12 protein-coding genes are annotated in these 16,562 nt (G+C 75.3%); 5 read left to right on the forward strand and 7 right to left on the reverse strand.

Annotated elements, in window-relative coordinates; all coding sequences use genetic code 11:
* Nucleotides 1-231 precede the first annotated feature (231 nt).
* The 3 genes from ABZ449_RS33210 to ABZ449_RS33220 form a co-directional block, all read right to left on the reverse strand.
* On the reverse strand, nt 232-1,413 hold the full coding sequence (locus ABZ449_RS33210) for a VWA domain-containing protein (RefSeq protein WP_360353568.1): 1,182 nt from the start codon (nt 1,411-1,413) through the stop codon (nt 232-234).
* Between the two features lie 122 nt (nt 1,414-1,535).
* Complete coding sequence (locus ABZ449_RS33215) at nt 1,536-3,923, reverse strand: DUF5682 family protein (RefSeq protein WP_360353570.1); 2,388 nt, start codon at nt 3,921-3,923, stop codon at nt 1,536-1,538.
* Nucleotides 3,920-5,002 carry an AAA family ATPase gene (locus ABZ449_RS33220; protein WP_360353572.1) on the reverse strand — a complete coding sequence of 361 codons (1,083 nt, stop codon included), beginning with the start codon at nt 5,000-5,002 and terminating at the stop codon, nt 3,920-3,922. The genes ABZ449_RS33215 and ABZ449_RS33220 overlap by 4 nt, the downstream gene beginning before the upstream one ends.
* 179 nt (nt 5,003-5,181) lie before the next feature.
* Between ABZ449_RS33220 and ABZ449_RS33225 the strand changes: the two genes are divergently transcribed.
* Nucleotides 5,182-6,495, forward strand: coding sequence for an SWIM zinc finger family protein (locus tag ABZ449_RS33225; protein WP_360353574.1), 1,314 nt, complete (start codon nt 5,182-5,184; stop codon nt 6,493-6,495).
* Nucleotides 6,496-6,506: 11 nt separating this feature from the next.
* Complete coding sequence (locus ABZ449_RS33230; protein ID WP_360353576.1) at nt 6,507-8,096, forward strand: DUF5691 domain-containing protein; 1,590 nt, start codon at nt 6,507-6,509, stop codon at nt 8,094-8,096.
* Between the two features lie 86 nt (nt 8,097-8,182).
* Here ABZ449_RS33230 and ABZ449_RS33235 read toward each other — a convergent pair whose 3' ends face one another.
* Nucleotides 8,183-8,587: a cobalamin B12-binding domain-containing protein gene (locus ABZ449_RS33235; RefSeq protein ID WP_224285525.1), complete on the reverse strand. Its 405-nt coding sequence runs from the start codon at nt 8,585-8,587 to the stop codon at nt 8,183-8,185.
* A gap of 325 nt (nt 8,588-8,912) precedes the next feature.
* Here ABZ449_RS33235 and ABZ449_RS33240 point away from each other — a divergent pair, with 325 nt between their 5' ends.
* Complete coding sequence (locus ABZ449_RS33240; protein ID WP_360353578.1) at nt 8,913-9,713, forward strand: M23 family metallopeptidase; 801 nt, start codon at nt 8,913-8,915, stop codon at nt 9,711-9,713.
* A gap of 40 nt (nt 9,714-9,753) precedes the next feature.
* Here ABZ449_RS33240 and pcrA read toward each other — a convergent pair whose 3' ends face one another.
* The 3 genes from pcrA to ABZ449_RS33255 form a co-directional block, all read right to left on the reverse strand.
* Entirely contained in the window at nt 9,754-12,363 is a 2,610-nt protein-coding gene (pcrA, locus tag ABZ449_RS33245) for a DNA helicase PcrA (protein ID WP_360353580.1), read from the reverse strand.
* A 104-nt stretch (nt 12,364-12,467) separates the two neighbouring features.
* The gene (locus ABZ449_RS33250) at nt 12,468-13,172 is read right to left on the reverse strand and encodes a response regulator transcription factor (RefSeq protein WP_360353581.1); all 705 of its coding nucleotides are present in this window, start codon (nt 13,170-13,172) and stop codon (nt 12,468-12,470) included.
* Complete coding sequence (locus ABZ449_RS33255) at nt 13,165-14,646, reverse strand: PspC domain-containing protein (RefSeq protein ID WP_360353583.1); 1,482 nt, start codon at nt 14,644-14,646, stop codon at nt 13,165-13,167. Before ABZ449_RS33255 ends, ABZ449_RS33250 begins: the two co-directional genes overlap by 8 nt.
* A 134-nt stretch (nt 14,647-14,780) precedes the next feature.
* Between ABZ449_RS33255 and ABZ449_RS33260 the strand changes: the two genes are divergently transcribed.
* Entirely contained in the window at nt 14,781-16,244 is a 1,464-nt protein-coding gene (locus tag ABZ449_RS33260) for a PspC domain-containing protein (protein WP_360353585.1), read from the forward strand.
* Nucleotides 16,241-16,450 (forward strand): hypothetical protein, encoded by a 210-nt coding sequence (locus ABZ449_RS33265; RefSeq protein WP_360353587.1) that lies wholly within the window; start codon nt 16,241-16,243, stop codon nt 16,448-16,450. Before ABZ449_RS33260 ends, ABZ449_RS33265 begins: the two co-directional genes overlap by 4 nt.
* The last annotated feature ends 112 nt before the right edge of the window (nt 16,451-16,562 follow it).

Genomic DNA, 16,562 nt, shown 5'->3' on the forward strand with positions numbered 1-16,562 from the left:
CGTCGGGGCGGTGCGGGTACGCAGAGGTACGGCCTTGCGGCCCACACAGCCACGGGCGCACACGTCAATCAACACGCGCGTCACGTCCGTCTGGCAGGTTATCCCCGTGGGACGGGGCTGTTCCGCCCGCAGCCTGCCCGGCATGGGTGAGAACCGTCACAGAATGCCCGGGAGGCACGGACGGGCGGCCGGTCCACCGATCGGGCGGATTAGCGCGTTCGAGTGAATCCCTCACACTCCCCGGTCGGCCCCCTCGAGCAGGCCCTGCGGGATGGGACGCTTCTCGATCGCCGCCGCCATGATCTCCGGGAACGCGTCCGGGGTGCAGGCGAAGGCCGGCGCGCCGAGTGAGGCCAGGGCGGCGGCGTGCGCGTGGTCGTACGCCGGGGCCCCCTCGTCGGAGAGCGCGAGCAGGGCGATGAACTGGACGCCGGCCGCCTTCATCGCGGCGACCCGCTTGAGCATGCCGTCCCGGATGCCGCCCTCGTACAGGTCGCTGATCAGTACGACCACGGTCTCCGAGGGCCGGGTGATCTTCGACTGGCAGTAGGCCAGCGCGCGGTTGATGTCGGTGCCGCCGCCGAGCTGGGTGGCGAACAGGACGTCGACCGGGTCGGTGAGCTGTTCGGTGAGGTCGACCACCGAGGTGTCGAAGACGACCAGCCGGGTGTCCAGGGTGCGCATCGAGGAGAGCACGGCGCCGAAGACCGCCGAGTGGACGACCGAGGGCGCCATCGAGCCGGACTGGTCGATGCAGAGGATGACGTCCTTCTTCACGGCGCGCTGGGCGCGGGCGTAGCCGACCAGCCGCTCGGGGACGACGGTGCCGTGCTCGGGCAGGTAGTTCTTCAGGTTGGCCCGGATGGTGCGGTCCCAGTCGATGTCGCGGTGGCGGGGACGGTTGACCTTGGCACTGCGGTCGAGGGCGCCACCGAGCGTGGCCCGGGTGCGGTCGGCGAGCCGGCGCTCCAGGTCGGCGACCACCTTGCCGACCACCGCCCGGGCGGTCTCCCGGGTGGTCTCGGGCAGCGCGTGCTTGAGCGACAGCAGGGTGCCGACCAGGTGCACGTCCGGCTCGACGGCCTCCAGCATCTCCGGCTCCAGCAGCAGCCGGTCCAGGCCGAGCCGGCTGATCGCGTCCTGCTGCATCAGCTGCACGACGGTGGACGGGAAGTACTCGCGGATGTCTCCCAGCCAGCGGGCCACCTGCGGGGCCGAGCCGCCCAGCCCGGCGCCGCGGCGGCCGGTGCGCCCGGCCCGGGCGCCCTCCTCGGGGGCGCCCCGGTAGAGCGCGGCGAGGGCGCCGTCCATCGCGGCGTCACGGCCGCGCAGGGTGCAGCCGGTGCCGTCGGCCTCGCCGCCGAGCACCAGCCGCCAGCGGCGCAGCCGTTCGTCGGTCGTGGGCGCTGCCATCTCGTCCTCCTTCAGCGGGGCCTGCGGTGGGGCAGGTGTTCGGTGCGGTGGGTGCCACCGCGGCAGGTGCGACCACGGCGGGCGTCAGGTGTCGCGACGGGTGTCAGGTGTCGCGGCCTGCGTCAGGTGTCCCGGCCGGCGGCCTGCCGGGGGATCCTCGGGCGGATCCCCAGCAGCAGGGCCACCACCGGGACGGCGGCGTCGGCACGGGCCCGGTCCAGCTCGCCGACCGCGGCGTGGACGGCCGGGGGCTCGCCGAGCGGACCGGCCGCGACCCGGCCGCCGATGGTGGTGCGCACGCCCGCCTCCAGTCCGGCGAAGGTCCGGCGCAGCAGGGGCAGGACGTCGGTGAAGACCTCGCCGCTCACCCCGGTCAGCCACTCGTCCAGCAGGGCGAGCAGCCGCGGGTCGTGCAGCAGCAGGGCGCCGCCTCCGGTCAGGAAGCCCTCGACCCAACCGGCCGCGTCCGCCGGGGCGTTGGCGACGGAGAGCACCAGCCGCAGTCGTCGGCCGGCCTCCTCGGAGTCGAGCCGACCGTCGTCCAGCAGCAGCCGGACGGCCCGGCCGCGCAGCAGTCCGGGGGCGCCGGTGGCCGGTCCGCCGGCCGGCTCGCGGCGGGCCAGCGAGCGCAGGGCGGCGGCCCAGCGGTCGGCCAGGCCCGCCAGGTCGGCCGGGTCGGCCGGGTCGTCGGGAACGCCGGGGTCGTCCGGGTCCGGCGCGGTGTCGGAGGGCGCGGCGTCGGAGGGGGCGGCGGGATCGGCGGCCAGCAGTCCGATCGCGCCGTGCACCTCGTCGAGGCGGGCGCGCATCGCCTCCGCACCCTGCGCGTCCAGGCCGACGCAGGCGGGCGGCAGCCCGACGCAGATCCGCTCGGCCAGGCCCGAGGCCGCCTCGGCGAGCGCCCCGTGGTCGGTGCCGCGCACGTCGCCGTAGCGCAGCGCGCGGACCAGTGCGGGCAGCGCGCCCGCGAGGTGCGCGACGTCGGTGTCCAGGGCCGCGCAGTCGGCGAGCACCCGCATCACGGCGGGCAGCGCGCCGGACAGCCCGGCCAGCAGACAGGTCTCCACCAGGCCGGTCAGCTCGGCGAGTTCCCCGGCGGCGCGGGCGGTGCCGACGGCCTTGTTGACCGCCGCCTCCTCGACCGTGGTGCCCCACTGGGCCGCCTCGGCGATCCGGACCGCGAACTCGGGCTGCCAGCACAGCCGCCAGCTCTCCCGGAACGTCCCGGTCGAGTTCACCGAGGAACGCGCGGGCGCGCCCCAGTCCACGCCCAGCAGCCGCAGCCGGTGCAGCAGCCGGGAGCGGGCCGCGTCGGTCTCCTTGCGCAGGTCGAGGTCGAGGTCCTTCGGCGCGGCCTCGGGCTTGAGCCGCAGCGAGCGCTGCAGCCGGGTCAGGTCGCGTTGGAGCGGCACCGCCGGTGCGGCGTCCGGGACCTCGCCGAGCGCGTCGCCGACCACCAGGCGGTCCCGGACCAGCTCCAGGGCGACCTCCGAGCCCTCGCAGAGCACGGCGCGCACGGCGTCCAGGGTCTCGGTCAGCCCGGCGAGCGGACGGCCGCGCAGCACGGCCAGGGTCTCGGCGAGCCGGACCGCCTCGATCACGTGCGCGGAGGAGACCGGGTGGTCCTCGGCGCGCAGCAGGTCGGCCGCCCGGGTGAGCCAGCGGGGCACCGGGTCCCCGTCGGTGGCGAACAGGTGGTGGTACCAGCCGGGCGACTGCACACCCGCGCCGTAGCCGGTGGCCTGGGAGAGCCGGCGGTGCGTCCACGGCACCCAGGTGATGTCGGTGCGCACCTTCTTCGGCAGCCCGGCGAGCAGCGCCCGGTCGTGGGCGACGGTGGGCATCCGCTCCAGCGCGGGGACGTGGAAGGCCCCGCAGACCACGGCGATCCTGCGGTGCCCGGCGCGGCGGGCGGCGCGGATCTGCTGGCGCATGTACGCCTCGCGCAGCAGGTCCCGGCGGGACTCGCCGAGGCCCTCGGCGCGCAGCGCGCCCATCGCCTCGGCGACGGCGGCGAACGGCGCCAGCGCGTCGGTGCCGGGCGCGCGGTGCTCGACCACGTCCTCCCACCAGCGCTCCGCGTCGTCGTGCCCGGCCGCCTCGGCGAGCAGCGCCAGCGGGTCGGCCACCGGCTCGGCGGTCTCCTCCGCGACGGCCGCCCCCTCGGCGCCGTCCTCCGGGGCCGGCGCGAAGCCGTACCCGGCGGGCAGGTCGATGAAGCGGACCGGCAGGTCGTGCTCCACGGCGTGCCGGATCGCCACCCACTCCGGGGAGAACTCGGCGTACGGCCAGAAGGCGGCCTTCGCCGGGTCGTCCACCGCGTGGGCGAGCAGCGCCACCGGCGGGACCAGGTCCTTCTCGCCGGCCAGGTGGACGATGGCGTCGGCCTCCGGCGGGCCCTCGACCAGCACCGCGTCCGGCCGCCACTGCGCCAGCGCGGCGGCGACCGCCCGGGCCGACCCGGGGCCGTGGTGGCGGATGCCCAGCAGGGCGACCTCGGGCGTCGTCATGCCCCCACCTCGCGGGCGGCGCGGTAGAAGTCCTTCCAGCCCTCGCGCTCGCGCACCACCCCTTCGACGTACTCGCGCCAGACCGCCCGGTCCGCCACCGGGTCGCGGACGACGGCGCCGATGATGCCGGCCGTCACGTCCCCGGCGCGCAGCACGCCGTCGCCGAAGTGGGTGGCCAGCGCGACCCCGTTGGTCACCACCGATATCGCCTCGGCGGTGGAGAGGGTCCCGCTCGGGGTCTTGACCTTCGTCCGGCCGTCCGCCGTGATCCCGGCCCGCAGCTCGCGGAAGACGGTGACCACGCGCCTGATCTCCTCGGCGCCGCCGGGCAGTTCGGGCAGGTCCAGGGAGCGGCCGAGCTGGTTGACCCGGCGGGTGACGATGTCGACCTCCTCGTCCAGCGAGCCCGGCAGCGGGAGGACCACCGTGTTGAAGCGGCGGCGCAGCGCGCTGGACAGCTCGTTGACGCCGCGGTCGCGGTCGTTGGCGGTGGCGATCACGTTGAAGCCGCGCACCGCCTGCGTCTCGGATCCCAACTCCGGTACGGGAAGCGTCTTCTCGGACAGGATGGTGATCAGACTGTCCTGCACGTCGGCCGGGATGCGGGTGAGCTCCTCGACCCGGGCGATCTTGCCGTCGGCCATCGCCCGCATCAGCGACGAGGGCACCAGGGCGTCCCGGCTGGGCCCGTTGGTGAGCAGCTGGGCGTAGTTCCAGCCGTACCGGACGGCCTCCTCGGGGGTGCCGGCGGTGCCCTGCACCAGCATCGTGGAGTCGCCGCTGATCGCCGCGGCCAGGTGCTCGGACACCCAGGTCTTCGCGGTGCCCGGCACACCGAGCAGCAGCAGCGCGCGGTCCGTCGCCAGGGTCGTCACGGCGACCTCGACGATCCGGCGCGGGCCGATGTACTTGGGGCTGATCCGGGTGCCGTCCGGCAGTTCGCCACCGAGCAGGTACGTCGCCACGGCCCACGGCGAGAGCTTCCAGCGCTCGGGGCGCGGACGGTCGTCCTGCGCGGCCAGCGCGGCCAGTTCGCCGGCGAACGCGTCCTCGGCGTGCTGCCGCAGAACGTCGGTCATGGGGGCTCCTTCGGGTCTGCCGCCGGGCACACGGGTGCCCCGGGCGCAAGGGTGATCGGGGGGAGCCAGGTCGGCGTCCCGGCCTGTGGAACCAACCCTGCACCGAGCCACTGACAACCCGGCGGGGGCTCCGGACGGGCCGTCAGCCGATGTCAGTGCCGCCGCCTACGGTCGGTCGCATGGAGGAACGCTGGAGCACCGAACACGTCCTGTCCCTGGCACCTGACGCCGCCTCGCAGAAGGCCGCGGGCAAGCTCTCGGCGCCCGCGCCGTGGTCCGGCACCGGCACCGACGGCACCGCGCTGTGGGGCGAGTGCAAGGGCAGCGGCCGCACGCCGTACCGCACCGCGATCGAACTCGCCACGCCCGCCTACCAGTGCAGCTGCCCCAGCCGGAAGTTCCCGTGCAAGCACGCGCTCGGGCTCCTCCTGCTGTGGAGCGGCACCCCGCAGGCCGTCCCGGCCGGGGAGCCCGCCGACTGGGTCGCCGAGTGGCTCGCGTCCCGCCGGGAGCGCGCCGAGAAGCGCGCGAAGGAGCCGGTCGATCCGGAGGCCGCCCGGCGCCGGGCCGAGAAGCGCGGCGCCCGGGTCGCGGCCGGCGCGGCCGAGCTGCGGCTGCGGCTGGCCGACCGGGTCCGGCACGGCCTCGCCGACCAGTCCACCGCCGGGCCCTGGGAGGAGGTCGCCGCCCGGATGGTCGACGCCCAGGCCCCCGGCCTGGCCACCCGGGTCCGCGAACTGGACGCGCTGCCGCAGGAGCGGCTGCTGGAGGAGTACGCGATGCTGCACCTGCTCGCCACCGCCGCCACCCGGACGGACGAACTGCCGGCCGAACTGGCCGCCACCGTCCGCGCCCGGGTCGGCTACACCGTGGAGACCAGCGAGGTGCTGGCCGGCCCGACCGTCCGGGACCGCTGGCTGGTGCTCGGCAGCCGCACAGTGCCGATGGAGGGGGGCTCGGACGAGCGGCTCACCACCCGCCGGATCTGGCTGCGTGGCGCCAAGACCGGCCGCCCGGCGCTGCTGCTCTCCTTCGGCCGCCCCGGCCAGGCCCCCGCCCTCGCCCTGCCCACCGGCCACCTGGTGGAGGCCGACCTCGCGTACCACCCCGGCGCCCACCCGCTGCGCGCCACCCTCGGCGAACGCTACGGCGTCCCCGAGCCGGCCCCCGCCGAACCGCCCGCCGGGCTCACCGTCGCCGAGGCGGTGGCGGGCTACGGCACCGCCGTCGCCGACGACCCGTGGCTGGAGAGCCGGCCGACCGTGCTCGGCGACGTCGTCCCGGTCCGCACCCCGGACGGCTGGTTCCTGACGGACGGCCACCACAGCGTGCCGATCCGCACCTCGACCGTCCCGGAGTCGGCGCTGTGGCGGCTGGCCGCCGTCTCCACCGGCCGCCCGCTGACGGTCTTCGGCGAGTACGGCCACCAGGGCTTCGCCCCGGTCACGGCCTGGGCCGCGGGCCGACGACCGGTCGGCCTCACCAACGCTTAGGAGCACCGAGAATGACGATCACCCAGGACCCGTGGGAGACCCTGCACACCAGCGCCCTGCTCGGCACCGACCGCCGCCCGCTCCCGGCCACCGCCCTGCCGCTCGCCGACGCCGTGGACCAGGACGATCCGGCCACCGCCCTGCTGGAGCTGGCCGCGCTGGCCGCCGTCCGCCGCCGGGCCGGAGCACTGCCCGCACCGGCCGCCGAGCCGCCCGGCCCGCCCGCGGCCGAGGACACCCGCCCAGAGCTGCCCGAGCCGGCCGCCCGCCGGCTGGCCGTCCTGCTCTCGGGGCGGGCCGGCAGCAGCGGCGGCGGCACCCTCGCCAACCTCGCCGAGCTGCTGCCGCAGTGGCTCACCACCGCCCGGGCCCGGGGCCTGCGCCCGCCCGCCGCGCTGATACCCGGCCTGCTCGACGCCGCCCGCGCCCGCAGCGAACTGCGCCCCGACGCCGTGGCGCTGGCCGGCCCGCTGGGCCGCTGGCTGGCCGAGCGGAACCCCGACTGGCGGTTCGTGCTGCGCACCGCCACCCCCGAGCTGCCGCAGCAGCCCGCGGACGACCGGCTCTGGCACGAGGGCCTGTTCGCCGAGCGGGTCACCCACCTCACCCTGCTGCGCCGCCGCGATCCCGCGGCCGGCCTGGAACTGCTGCGCGACACCTGGTCCACCGAGCGCGCCGAGGACCGCCTGCTCTTCCTGGACGCCCTCCAGGACGGCCTCTCCCCCGCCGACGAACCGTTCCTGGAGGCCGCCCTCGGCGACCGCAGCAAGAACGTCCGGGCCACCGCCGCCGAGCTGCTCTCCACCCTGCCCGGCTCGGCCCTGGCCCGCCGGATGGCCGAACGGGCGCGGGCCGCCGTCCGGCTCGCCGACACCGGCACGCACCTGCTGGTCGCCCCGCCCGCCGAGTGCGACGCCCGGATGCAGCGCGACGGGATCGCGCCCAAGTCGCCCACCGGGCGCGGCGAACGGGCCTGGTGGTTCGGCGAGGTGGTGGCCGCCGCGCCGCTGTCGCTCTGGCCGGAGAGCACCGGGCTGACGCCCGAACAGCTGCTCGCCCTGCGGGTCGGCGACAGCATCGACGAGACCAGCAGCAGCTGGGCCGACGACCTGCGGGAGGCCTGGGCGCGGGCCGCCGTCCGCCAGCAGGACGCCGACTGGGCCCGGGCGCTGCTCGGCCCGGCGCCGGCCCCGCCCGGACGCGGCGTCAGGGCCCGCGCGCCGCGCACCACCGGTGCCCCCGCCAAGCTGCTGGCCGTCCTGCCGCCGCAGGAGCGTGCCGCCTGGACGGCCGCGTTCATCACGGTGCACGGGCTGGGCGAGGCCTTCCAGCTGCTCGGCGCCTGCGCCACGCCGTGGACGCCGCCGCTGTCCACCGCCGTGGTGTCCGCCCTGGCCCGGGCGGCGGCCTCCGGGGCGTACCCGTGGAGCCACAGCGGGGTGCTCGGGATGACGGAGCGCGCGCTCGCCCCGGAGACGGCCGCCGCGGTGGAGGAGCTGGCCGCCGGGGCCGCCCCGGACTCCGCCTGGTCCGAGACCTTCGCCCGGCTGGCCGGCACCCTGCGCTTCCGGGCGGCGATGCTCGCGGAGCTGGCGGGCTGAGCCGGGGCCGACGGCTCCCGGAGCACGGTCCCGGAACGGCGGAGCGGGCCGCCCCGGGGTGGGCGGCCCGCTCGACGCGCGGTGGCTCAGCCGGCCCGCAGGTTCGACTCGACCCAGGCGACCACGTCGCGGGTCGGCGTGCCCGGGGTGAAGATGTCGGCGACGCCCATCGCCTTGAGCTCGGCGATGTCCTCGTCCGGGATGATCCCCCCGCAGAAGACCTTGATGTCCTCCGCGTCGCGCTCCTTCAGCAGCTCCAGCACGCGCGCGCACAGCGTCATGTGGGCGCCGGAGAGGATCGACAGCCCGATGCCGTCCGCGTCCTCCTGGATCGCGGTGTCGACGACCTGCTCGGGCGTCTGGTGCAGTCCGGTGTAGATGACCTCCATACCGGCGTCGCGCAGGGCGCGCGCGATGACCTTGGCACCACGGTCGTGACCGTCGAGCCCGGGCTTGGCGACCACCACACGGATCGGCCCCGACACACTCATGACTGCCTCCTGGACGTCGTCGTCCACCATCCGACCGGGCCTCGTGGGCCGCCGGCGCGGTTAACGGTCAATAACCAACCTGAGGGGAGGTTAGCGCCACCCGGCGCGGTTGGCCGTGCCACCTCCGAAGAGGAGGGCAAAGTCACAGCTCCGGCCCTTGCTACCAGCCGGTATACCCCTCCTCCCCGCAACCTCCGCACAGACCCCCCGGCCGACCCCTTGACATCCGGAGGTTTTTCCGGGGCGTCGGCCAGGGGGCTACAGTCACGGCTGTTCTCCCCCCTCGCCCGACGACGCCCGAGGCCCACCGAGGAGGCAGCCCCCGATGGCTCCCGATGCAGCCGCCCGTCCGACCCGCGCGGAACTGCGCCTCGCCGCCCGCGAGCAGTCCCGCGCCCAGCGCCGCGGCGCCGCCAAGGCGGCCACCCGGACGGCGTTGCTGCGGGTCGCGCTGCCGTCGGTGGCCGCGCTCGGAGTGGCCGCCGCGGCGGCGGTCTCGGTGCAGGGGGAGGCCGACCAGCGCGCCCAGGCCGCCGGACGGGTGCCGCTGAGCGCGGCGGACGAAGCCCCCGACACCGCCGCCGCGCACGCGGCGGCCGCCCAGGCGATCGCCGCCGGCGCACCGGCCCAGGCCTCGCGCGGCGACGCCCGCCAGCCGCTGGCCGGGGCGCAGCCCACCGAGGCCCCCGTCGCACAGCCCACGGCCCAGCCGGCCCCCGAGCCGGTCAAGCCCAAGGTGGTCATGCCGGTCGCCCAGCACGGCCTCGGCGAACTGTTCGGCGAGGCCGGCACCCACTGGGCCAACCGGCACACCGGCATCGACTTCCCGGTGGACGGCGGCTCCGAGGTCTACGCCGTGACCGACGGCACCCTGCGCACCCAGTGGAACCCGTTCTACGGCTACATGACGATCCTCAAGATGCCCGACGGCACCGAGGCCTGGTACTGCCACCTGCGGGCGTACAAGGTGCGCAAGGGCCCGGTGAAGCAGGGCGACGTGATCGCCTTCGTCGGCACCAGCGGCAACAGCACCGGCCCGCACCTGCACTTCGAGATCCGGCCGCAGGACAGCAAGCCGATCGACCCGCTGCCCTGGTTCCTCGCCAACGGGCTGGACCCGCGCTGAGGGCCCAGCCCGCGCCGTCGGGCGCGGGCCGGGCACCGCCCTACAACTTCTCGACGGGCGCGTAGCGCAGCAGCAGCTGCTTGCGCCCCTCCGTCCCGAAGTCGACGGTGGCCTGCGCCCGGTCGCCGGCGCCCGTGACGGCCACCACCGTGCCCAGCCCGAAGCTGTCGTGGGTGACCCGGTCGCCGACCGCGAGCGAGACGGCCTCGCGCTCCACCACCTGGCCGCCGCGCCGGACCGACTGCCCCCAGCCCGCCTTCGGCGCGGCCGACGAGGACGACCGCGAACTCCCGCCCCCGGACGAGGACTTGCCCCAGGACGAGCCCGAGGAGTAACCGCGCTGGGCCGGCGCCTGGGCCGCCCCGGTGCGCTTCCACTCCACCAGCGTCTCCGGGATCTCCTCCAGGAACCGCGAGGCCGGGTTGTAGGCCGGCTGCCCCCAGGCGCTGCGCAGCACCGAGCGGGTCAGGTACAGCCGCTCGCGGGCCCGGGTGAGCCCGACGTACGCGAGCCGGCGCTCCTCCTCCAGTTCCTTGACCTGGTTGAGCGCCCGCATGTGCGGGAAGATCCCGTCCTCCATGCCGGTGAGGAAGACCACCGGGAACTCCAGGCCCTTGGCGGTGTGCAGGGTCATCATCGTGATGACGCCCTGCCCGTCCTCGTCCTCGTCCGGGATCTGGTCGGAGTCGGCGACCAGCGCGACCCGCTCCAGGAAGTCGGCCAGCGAACCGACCGGCGGCGTGCCCTCCTCGCCGGCGTCCGGCCGCTCGCCCGGGTCCTGCTCGTACTCCAGGGCGACGGAAGCGAGTTCCTGGAGGTTCTCCACCCGGGTCTCGTCCTGCGGGTCGGTGGACGCCTGGAGCTCGGCGAGGTAGCCGGTCTCCTCCAGGACGGCCTCCAGCACCGCCGCCGGGCCCGCGCCCGACTCGACGACCTGGCGCAGCCCGGCCATCAGGGTGTTGAACTTCTTGACGGCGTTGGCCGAGCGCGCGGCCATCCCGTACGCCTCGTCGACCCGGACCAGCGCCTGGGCGAAGGAGATCCGCTCCCGCGCGGACAGCGCGTCGATCATCGCCTCGGCCCGCTCGCCGATGCCGCGCTTGGGCACGTTGAGGATCCGGCGCAGCGGCACGGTGTCCTCCGGGTTGGAGAGCACCCGCAGGTACGCCAGGACGTCCCGGACCTCCTTGCGCTCGTAGAAGCGCACCCCGCCGACCACCTTGTACGGCAGGCCGACCCGGATGAACACCTCCTCGAACACGCGGGACTGGGCGTTGGTCCGGTAGAAGATCGCGACGTCGCCGGGCTTGGCCTCGCCCTTGTCGGTGAGCCGGTCGATCTCGTCGGCGATGAACTGGGCCTCGCCGTGCTCGTCGTCCGCCACGTAGCCGACGACCTTCTCGCCGTGCTCGCCGGCCGTCCACAGCTTCTTCTCGCGGCGGTTGGCGTTGCGCTCGATGACGGCGTTGGCGGCGCTCAGGATGGTCTGGGTGGAGCGGTAGTTCTGCTCCAGCAGGATCGTGGTCGCGTTCGGGTAGTCCTCCTCGAACTGGAGGATGTTGCGGATGGTCGCGCCGCGGAAGGCGTAGATCGACTGGTCCGCGTCACCGACCACGCACAGCTCGGCCGGCGGCACCTCGGCGAGCCGCCCGGCCGCCGGGTTCACCGGATCGCCGTCGACGGTGCGCCGGGGCGCGTCCGCCACCGAGCCGCCGGTCAGCTCCCGGACCAGCGTGTACTGGGCGTGGTTGGTGTCCTGGTACTCGTCGACCAGGATGTGCCGGAACCGGCGCCGGTAGTGCTCGGCGACGTCGGGGAAGGCCTGCAGCAGGTTCACCGTCGTCATGATGATGTCGTCGAAGTCCAGCGCGTTGGCCTCGCGCAGCCGCCGCTGGTAGAGCGCGTACGCCTCGGCGAGCTTCTTCTCCATCGGGTTGGCGGCCCGGTCGGCGAAGGTCTCCTCGTCGATCAGCTCGTTCTTGAGGTTGCTGACCTTCGCCGTGAAGGACTTCGGCGGGAACTGCTTCGGGTCCAGGTCGAGGTCGCGGCAGACCAGCGACATCAGCCGCTGCGAGTCCGCCGAGTCGTAGATCGAGAAGCTGGAGGTGAAACCCAGCTGCTTGGACTCGCGGCGCAGGATGCGCACGCAGGCGCTGTGGAAGGTGGAGACCCACATCGCCCGGGCGCGCGGGCCGACCAGCGCCTCGACGCGCTCGCGCATCTCGCCGGCCGCCTTGTTGGTGAAGGTGATCGCCAGGATCTCCCCCGGCTGCACCCCGCGGGCGCCCAGCAGGTAGGCGATCCGGTGGGTCAGCACCCGGGTCTTGCCCGAGCCGGCGCCGGCCACGATCAGCAGGGGGGAGCCCGCGTGCAGCACCGCCTCGCGCTGCGGGTCGTTCATCCCCTCCAGCAGCTGCGCCGGGTCCACCACCGCCCGCGCGGCGCCGTTGCGGTACCAGGCGTCCCGCTCCGCCTCGGCGGAGTGGTCGGTCTGGAACAGCCCGTCCGGGATGGCCTCCTCGTAAGCGTCGTACGGAACGTCGTCGTCGTACGGCGGGGGCTCCTCGTCGATGGGCGCGGCGGGCTGCTTCGACCCGGCGGCGGGTGCCTCGAAACCGGGGAGCGGAAGGTCGTCAAAGAGGCTACTCATGGCACATCGAGTCTATGGCCACCCGCCGACAAGCCCGCCCGCCCCGGCCCCGTCGACGCGGACCGGACGGGCGGGCTCGCCCTGACGTGCGAGGACGCCTGGGGTCAGACCAGGCGTCGGGCCGTGGCCCAGCGGGTCAGCTCGTGGCGGTTGCTGAGCTGGAGCTTGCGCAGCACGGCGGAGACGTGGCTCTCGACCGTCTTCACCGAGATGAAGAGCTGCTTGGCGATCTCCTTGTAGGCGTAGCCGCGGGCGATCAGCCGCAGGACCTCGCGCTCGCGCTGGGTGAGCCGGTCCAAGTCCTCGTCCACCGGCGGGGTGTCGGTGGCGGCGAAGGCGTCCAGCACGAAGCCGGCCAGCCGGGGCGAGAACACCGCGTCGCCGTCGGCGATCCGGAAGACCGCGTTCACGAGGTCGCTCCCGGTGATGGTCTTGGTGACGTAGCCGCGCGCGCCGCCGCGGATGACGCCGATGACGTCCTCGGCGGCGTCCGACACCGACAGCGCCAGGAACTTCACCCCTCCCTGCTCGCCCATCACCCCGACGGAGCGGCGCAGCACCTCGACGCCGCCGCCGCCCGGCAGGTGGACGTCGAGCAGCACCACGTCCGGCCTGGTCTCGGCGACCACGCGGACCGCCGAGTCCACGTCGTCCGCCTCGCCGACCACGTCGATGCCGGTCACCTCGGTGCGGCCGATCTCGGCCCTGACCCCCGTCCGGAACATCCGGTGGTCGTCCACCAGCACGACCCGCGCGGTACTCCCCCTGCCTCCGGCCGGGGGGACCCCCATCGGAGCTGCCTCAGTCATCCGTTCTCTCCATCTCCAACTCGACCTCGGTGCCGCCGCCCGCCGCCGGCCGCACCCGAGCGGTGCCGCCGTTGCGCTTCATCCGGCCGATGATCGACTCCCGTACGCCCATCCGGTCCTCGGGCACCGTGTCGGGGTCGAAGCCGGGACCGTGGTCGCGGACGAACACCGACACCGTCCTCCCCTCCACCTCGGCGTAGACCTGGACCGGTCCCCCGCCACCGTACTTGGCCGCGTTGACGGTCGCCTCCCTCGCGGCCTGCATCTGTGCCGCGATCCTCTCGTCCATCGGGCAGTCGCCGACGATCACCAGCTCGACCTGGACGCCGTGCCGGTCCTCGACCTCGGCGACGGCGGCCCGCAGGGTCTCCGCCATGGTGTCCGGCGCGGCCTCGGCGGCGGCCTCCGGGCGGTACAGCCACAGCCGCAGCTCGCGCTCCTGCGAGCGCGCCAGCCGCAGCACCTCCTTGGGGTCCTCGGCGCGGCGCTGGATCAGGGTCAGGGTGTGGAGGACGGAGTCGTGGATGTGCGCGGCGATCTCGGCCCGCTCCTGGGCGCGGATGCGGGCGGTGCGCTCGGCCCCGAGGTCCTGCCAGAGCCGCAGGCCGTACGGGCCGAGCAGCACCAGCACGCCGGCCAGCACCGCGAGCGAGGCCTCGATCACCGAGCCGAGCGTGGAACCGCTGCCCTGCATGGCGAGCAGCGCGATGGTGCCGGCCACCGCGAGCAGCACGCCCGCGCCGACCCGGGTGTAGGCGCCGCGCCGCTTCTCGCCCTCCTCGATGCCGAACCAGCGCTGCCAGCGCGAGTCGTCGGCCTGCCGCCAGACCAGCGCCACGCCGACGCCGATCGCCAGCAGCGGCCAGGTGTACGGCTTGGCGGTCTGCCAGCCGAGCACGTTGAGCAGGGCGATCACACCGATCACCGTCATCACCAGGGCGGCGAGCTGGCCGAGGCCGCCCTGCCCGCCCTTGCCGGCCTGCGCCTCCTCCTCCCCCTCCGGGAGGGAGCCCACCGGCTCGCCCTGCAGGGTGTGCTGGAGCAGCCGGCGCATCCGGCCCACCCAGCCGCCGCCCTGACCGCCCCGGTCCTCCTTGCCGCCCTTGCTCAGCAGGCCGCCCTGCACCCCGGGCGAGGCCGGGACGAACACCCCGTTGAGGTAGACCCACTGGGCGCCGCCGCGCTGCGAGGGCTCGCCGATGCCGATCGGCACCACGAACCAGAACGCGGCGTACAGCAGCGCGCCGATCCCCTGGGCGAAGAACAGCGCCACGAAGGCGATCCGCACCCACCGCACCGGCAGCCCGAGGTGCACCGCCAGGCCGTGCGCGACGCCGCCCAGCATCCGTCCCTGCGGACTGCGGTAGAGCCGCCGGTAGGGCGGCCGCCCGCCGTCGGGCGCGCTCGGGTCCGCCCCGGCCGACGGGGCGGTGTCGGGAGCGGTGGGTCGGGGATCGGTTCCGGGGGCTGCCACGGCACCGATGGTTCCACGCGGGCACCCGCGGGCGCATCAGGGTGTGTCCCCATCCCGTATCAGGGACAAGTCAGGGTACGGACAGGGATCGACCCGGTTGGGCCGGGCCCTCCCCTGCCGCAAGGATGGTGCCCATGACCGAGGACCCCCGCATCGAGGAGGCCGGGCCCGCCGCCCCGCCGGAACCGGACCGCCCGCCACTGACCCGGGCCGAGCACCACCGCGTGGTGGCCGGCGTCTGCGGCGGCCTGGGCCGGCACCTGGACATCGACCCGGTGGTCTTCCGGGTCGTCACGGTGGTGCTCTGCCTCTCCGGCGGCCTCGGGCTGTTCCTGTACGGCCTGGCCTGGCTGATCGTCCCGACCGACGGCGCGCCCAAGGGCCGCGGCGGGCGCACCGAGCTCCAGCGGGTGCTCACCGGGCGGGTGGACGGCCAGTCGGTCGGCGCGGTGCTCCTGACCGTGATCGGCACCGGGGTGTTCTTCTCCTCGATGGGCAACGGGGACCAGATGTTCCCGCTGCTGCTGCTCGGCGCCCTGGTCTTCCTGGCGGTGCGCTACGACCCGGACCGCCGCCGGGGCCGGGGGCGCGAACGCCGCCGCCGCGGCGGCCCGTACGACCGCCACTTCCCCGGGGCGGAGGACACCGGGGTCACCGGCGGCACCGCGAGCCCCGGGAACGCCGCGAGCGCCGGGGGGGCCTACCGCTGGCCGCGGCCGGAGCAGGACGAGTCCGCCAGGGCGGCCGGAAAGGGCCCCGCCGACAACCCGGCCCCCGGCGCCGGCGGCTACCTCTGGGACCCCCGCCACCCCGAGCGCAACCCGTACGGCGGCGCCTCCACCGCCACCCCGACCCCGCCCTTCGGCACCCCGGTGCCGCCGGTCGGCGGCCCGGCCCAGCCCTGGTGGCAGCGCGCCGACCTGCCGGAGGGCGACCCGCTGCGCAAGGAGCACCCGCGCCGCCCCGAGCCCGCAGCCGTACGGCGCCCCCGGGAGCGCTCCGCGCTCGGCTTCTTCGGCTTCCTGCTGGCGATCGGCGCGGGCGCCGCGGTCTGGGCCGCCACCTCCGGCCACCACGACCCCACCGTGCGGGGCGCGACGGTGCTGGCCACGGCGCTGCTGGTGGTGGGCCTGACGCTGCTGGTCGGCGCGAAGTTCGGACGGGCCCGCCGGCTGGCGGTGACCGGCCTGCTGCTCACCGTGGCGCTGGCCTTCGTCGGCCACTCGCCGGACTCCGTACGCGACGCCGTCGGCGATCGCAACTGGACCGTCACCTCGGCGGCCGACCTGCGCGACCGCTACAACCTCGGCGCCGGGGACATCAGGCTGGACCTCTCCGCGATCGACCCGGCGGGGGCCACCCTCGCCACCAAGGTCGACCTCGGCGCCGGCGAGATGGCCATCACCGTGCCGGACGACGTCACGGTGAACCTGGTGGCCCGGGTCGGTCTGGGCGAGGTCGCCGTCCCCGGTGAGCAGAGCGACAGCACCGGGCGGCACACCTACCTGATCGGCCCTGCCAACGGGCAGCAGGCCAAGGGGACCCTCAATCTCGAACTCGGAATCGGGCTCGGCAACATCAAGGTGGTCCAGCAGTGAGGAAGCACCGGATCGACCTGTTCTCGCTGATCGCGGGCGCGCTGTTCACCGTGATCGCGGTGCTCTACCTGGTCGCGGCGCTCAACGACCAGTCGGTGAACGGGCGGATCGTCATCCCGGTCGCCTTCATCGTGCTCGGCGTCGGCGGCCTGGCCGGCGCGGTCGCGGCGGTGGCCCGGCGCGGACGGCCCGACGGCGAGGAGTGACCCGCGGGACGTCGCGGGGGGGCGGGGGGGCTGCCGGCCCCCCGCCGCCCCCCCCCCCCGGGCCCCCCCGGGCGCCGACGAGAACGGCGCCGCGGGCGAGGAGCCCCCCCCC

The sequence above is a fragment of the Kitasatospora sp. NPDC005856 genome, assembly GCF_040629945.1.
In the GTDB taxonomy this organism is placed as follows: Bacteria; Actinomycetota; Actinomycetes; order Streptomycetales; family Streptomycetaceae; genus Kitasatospora.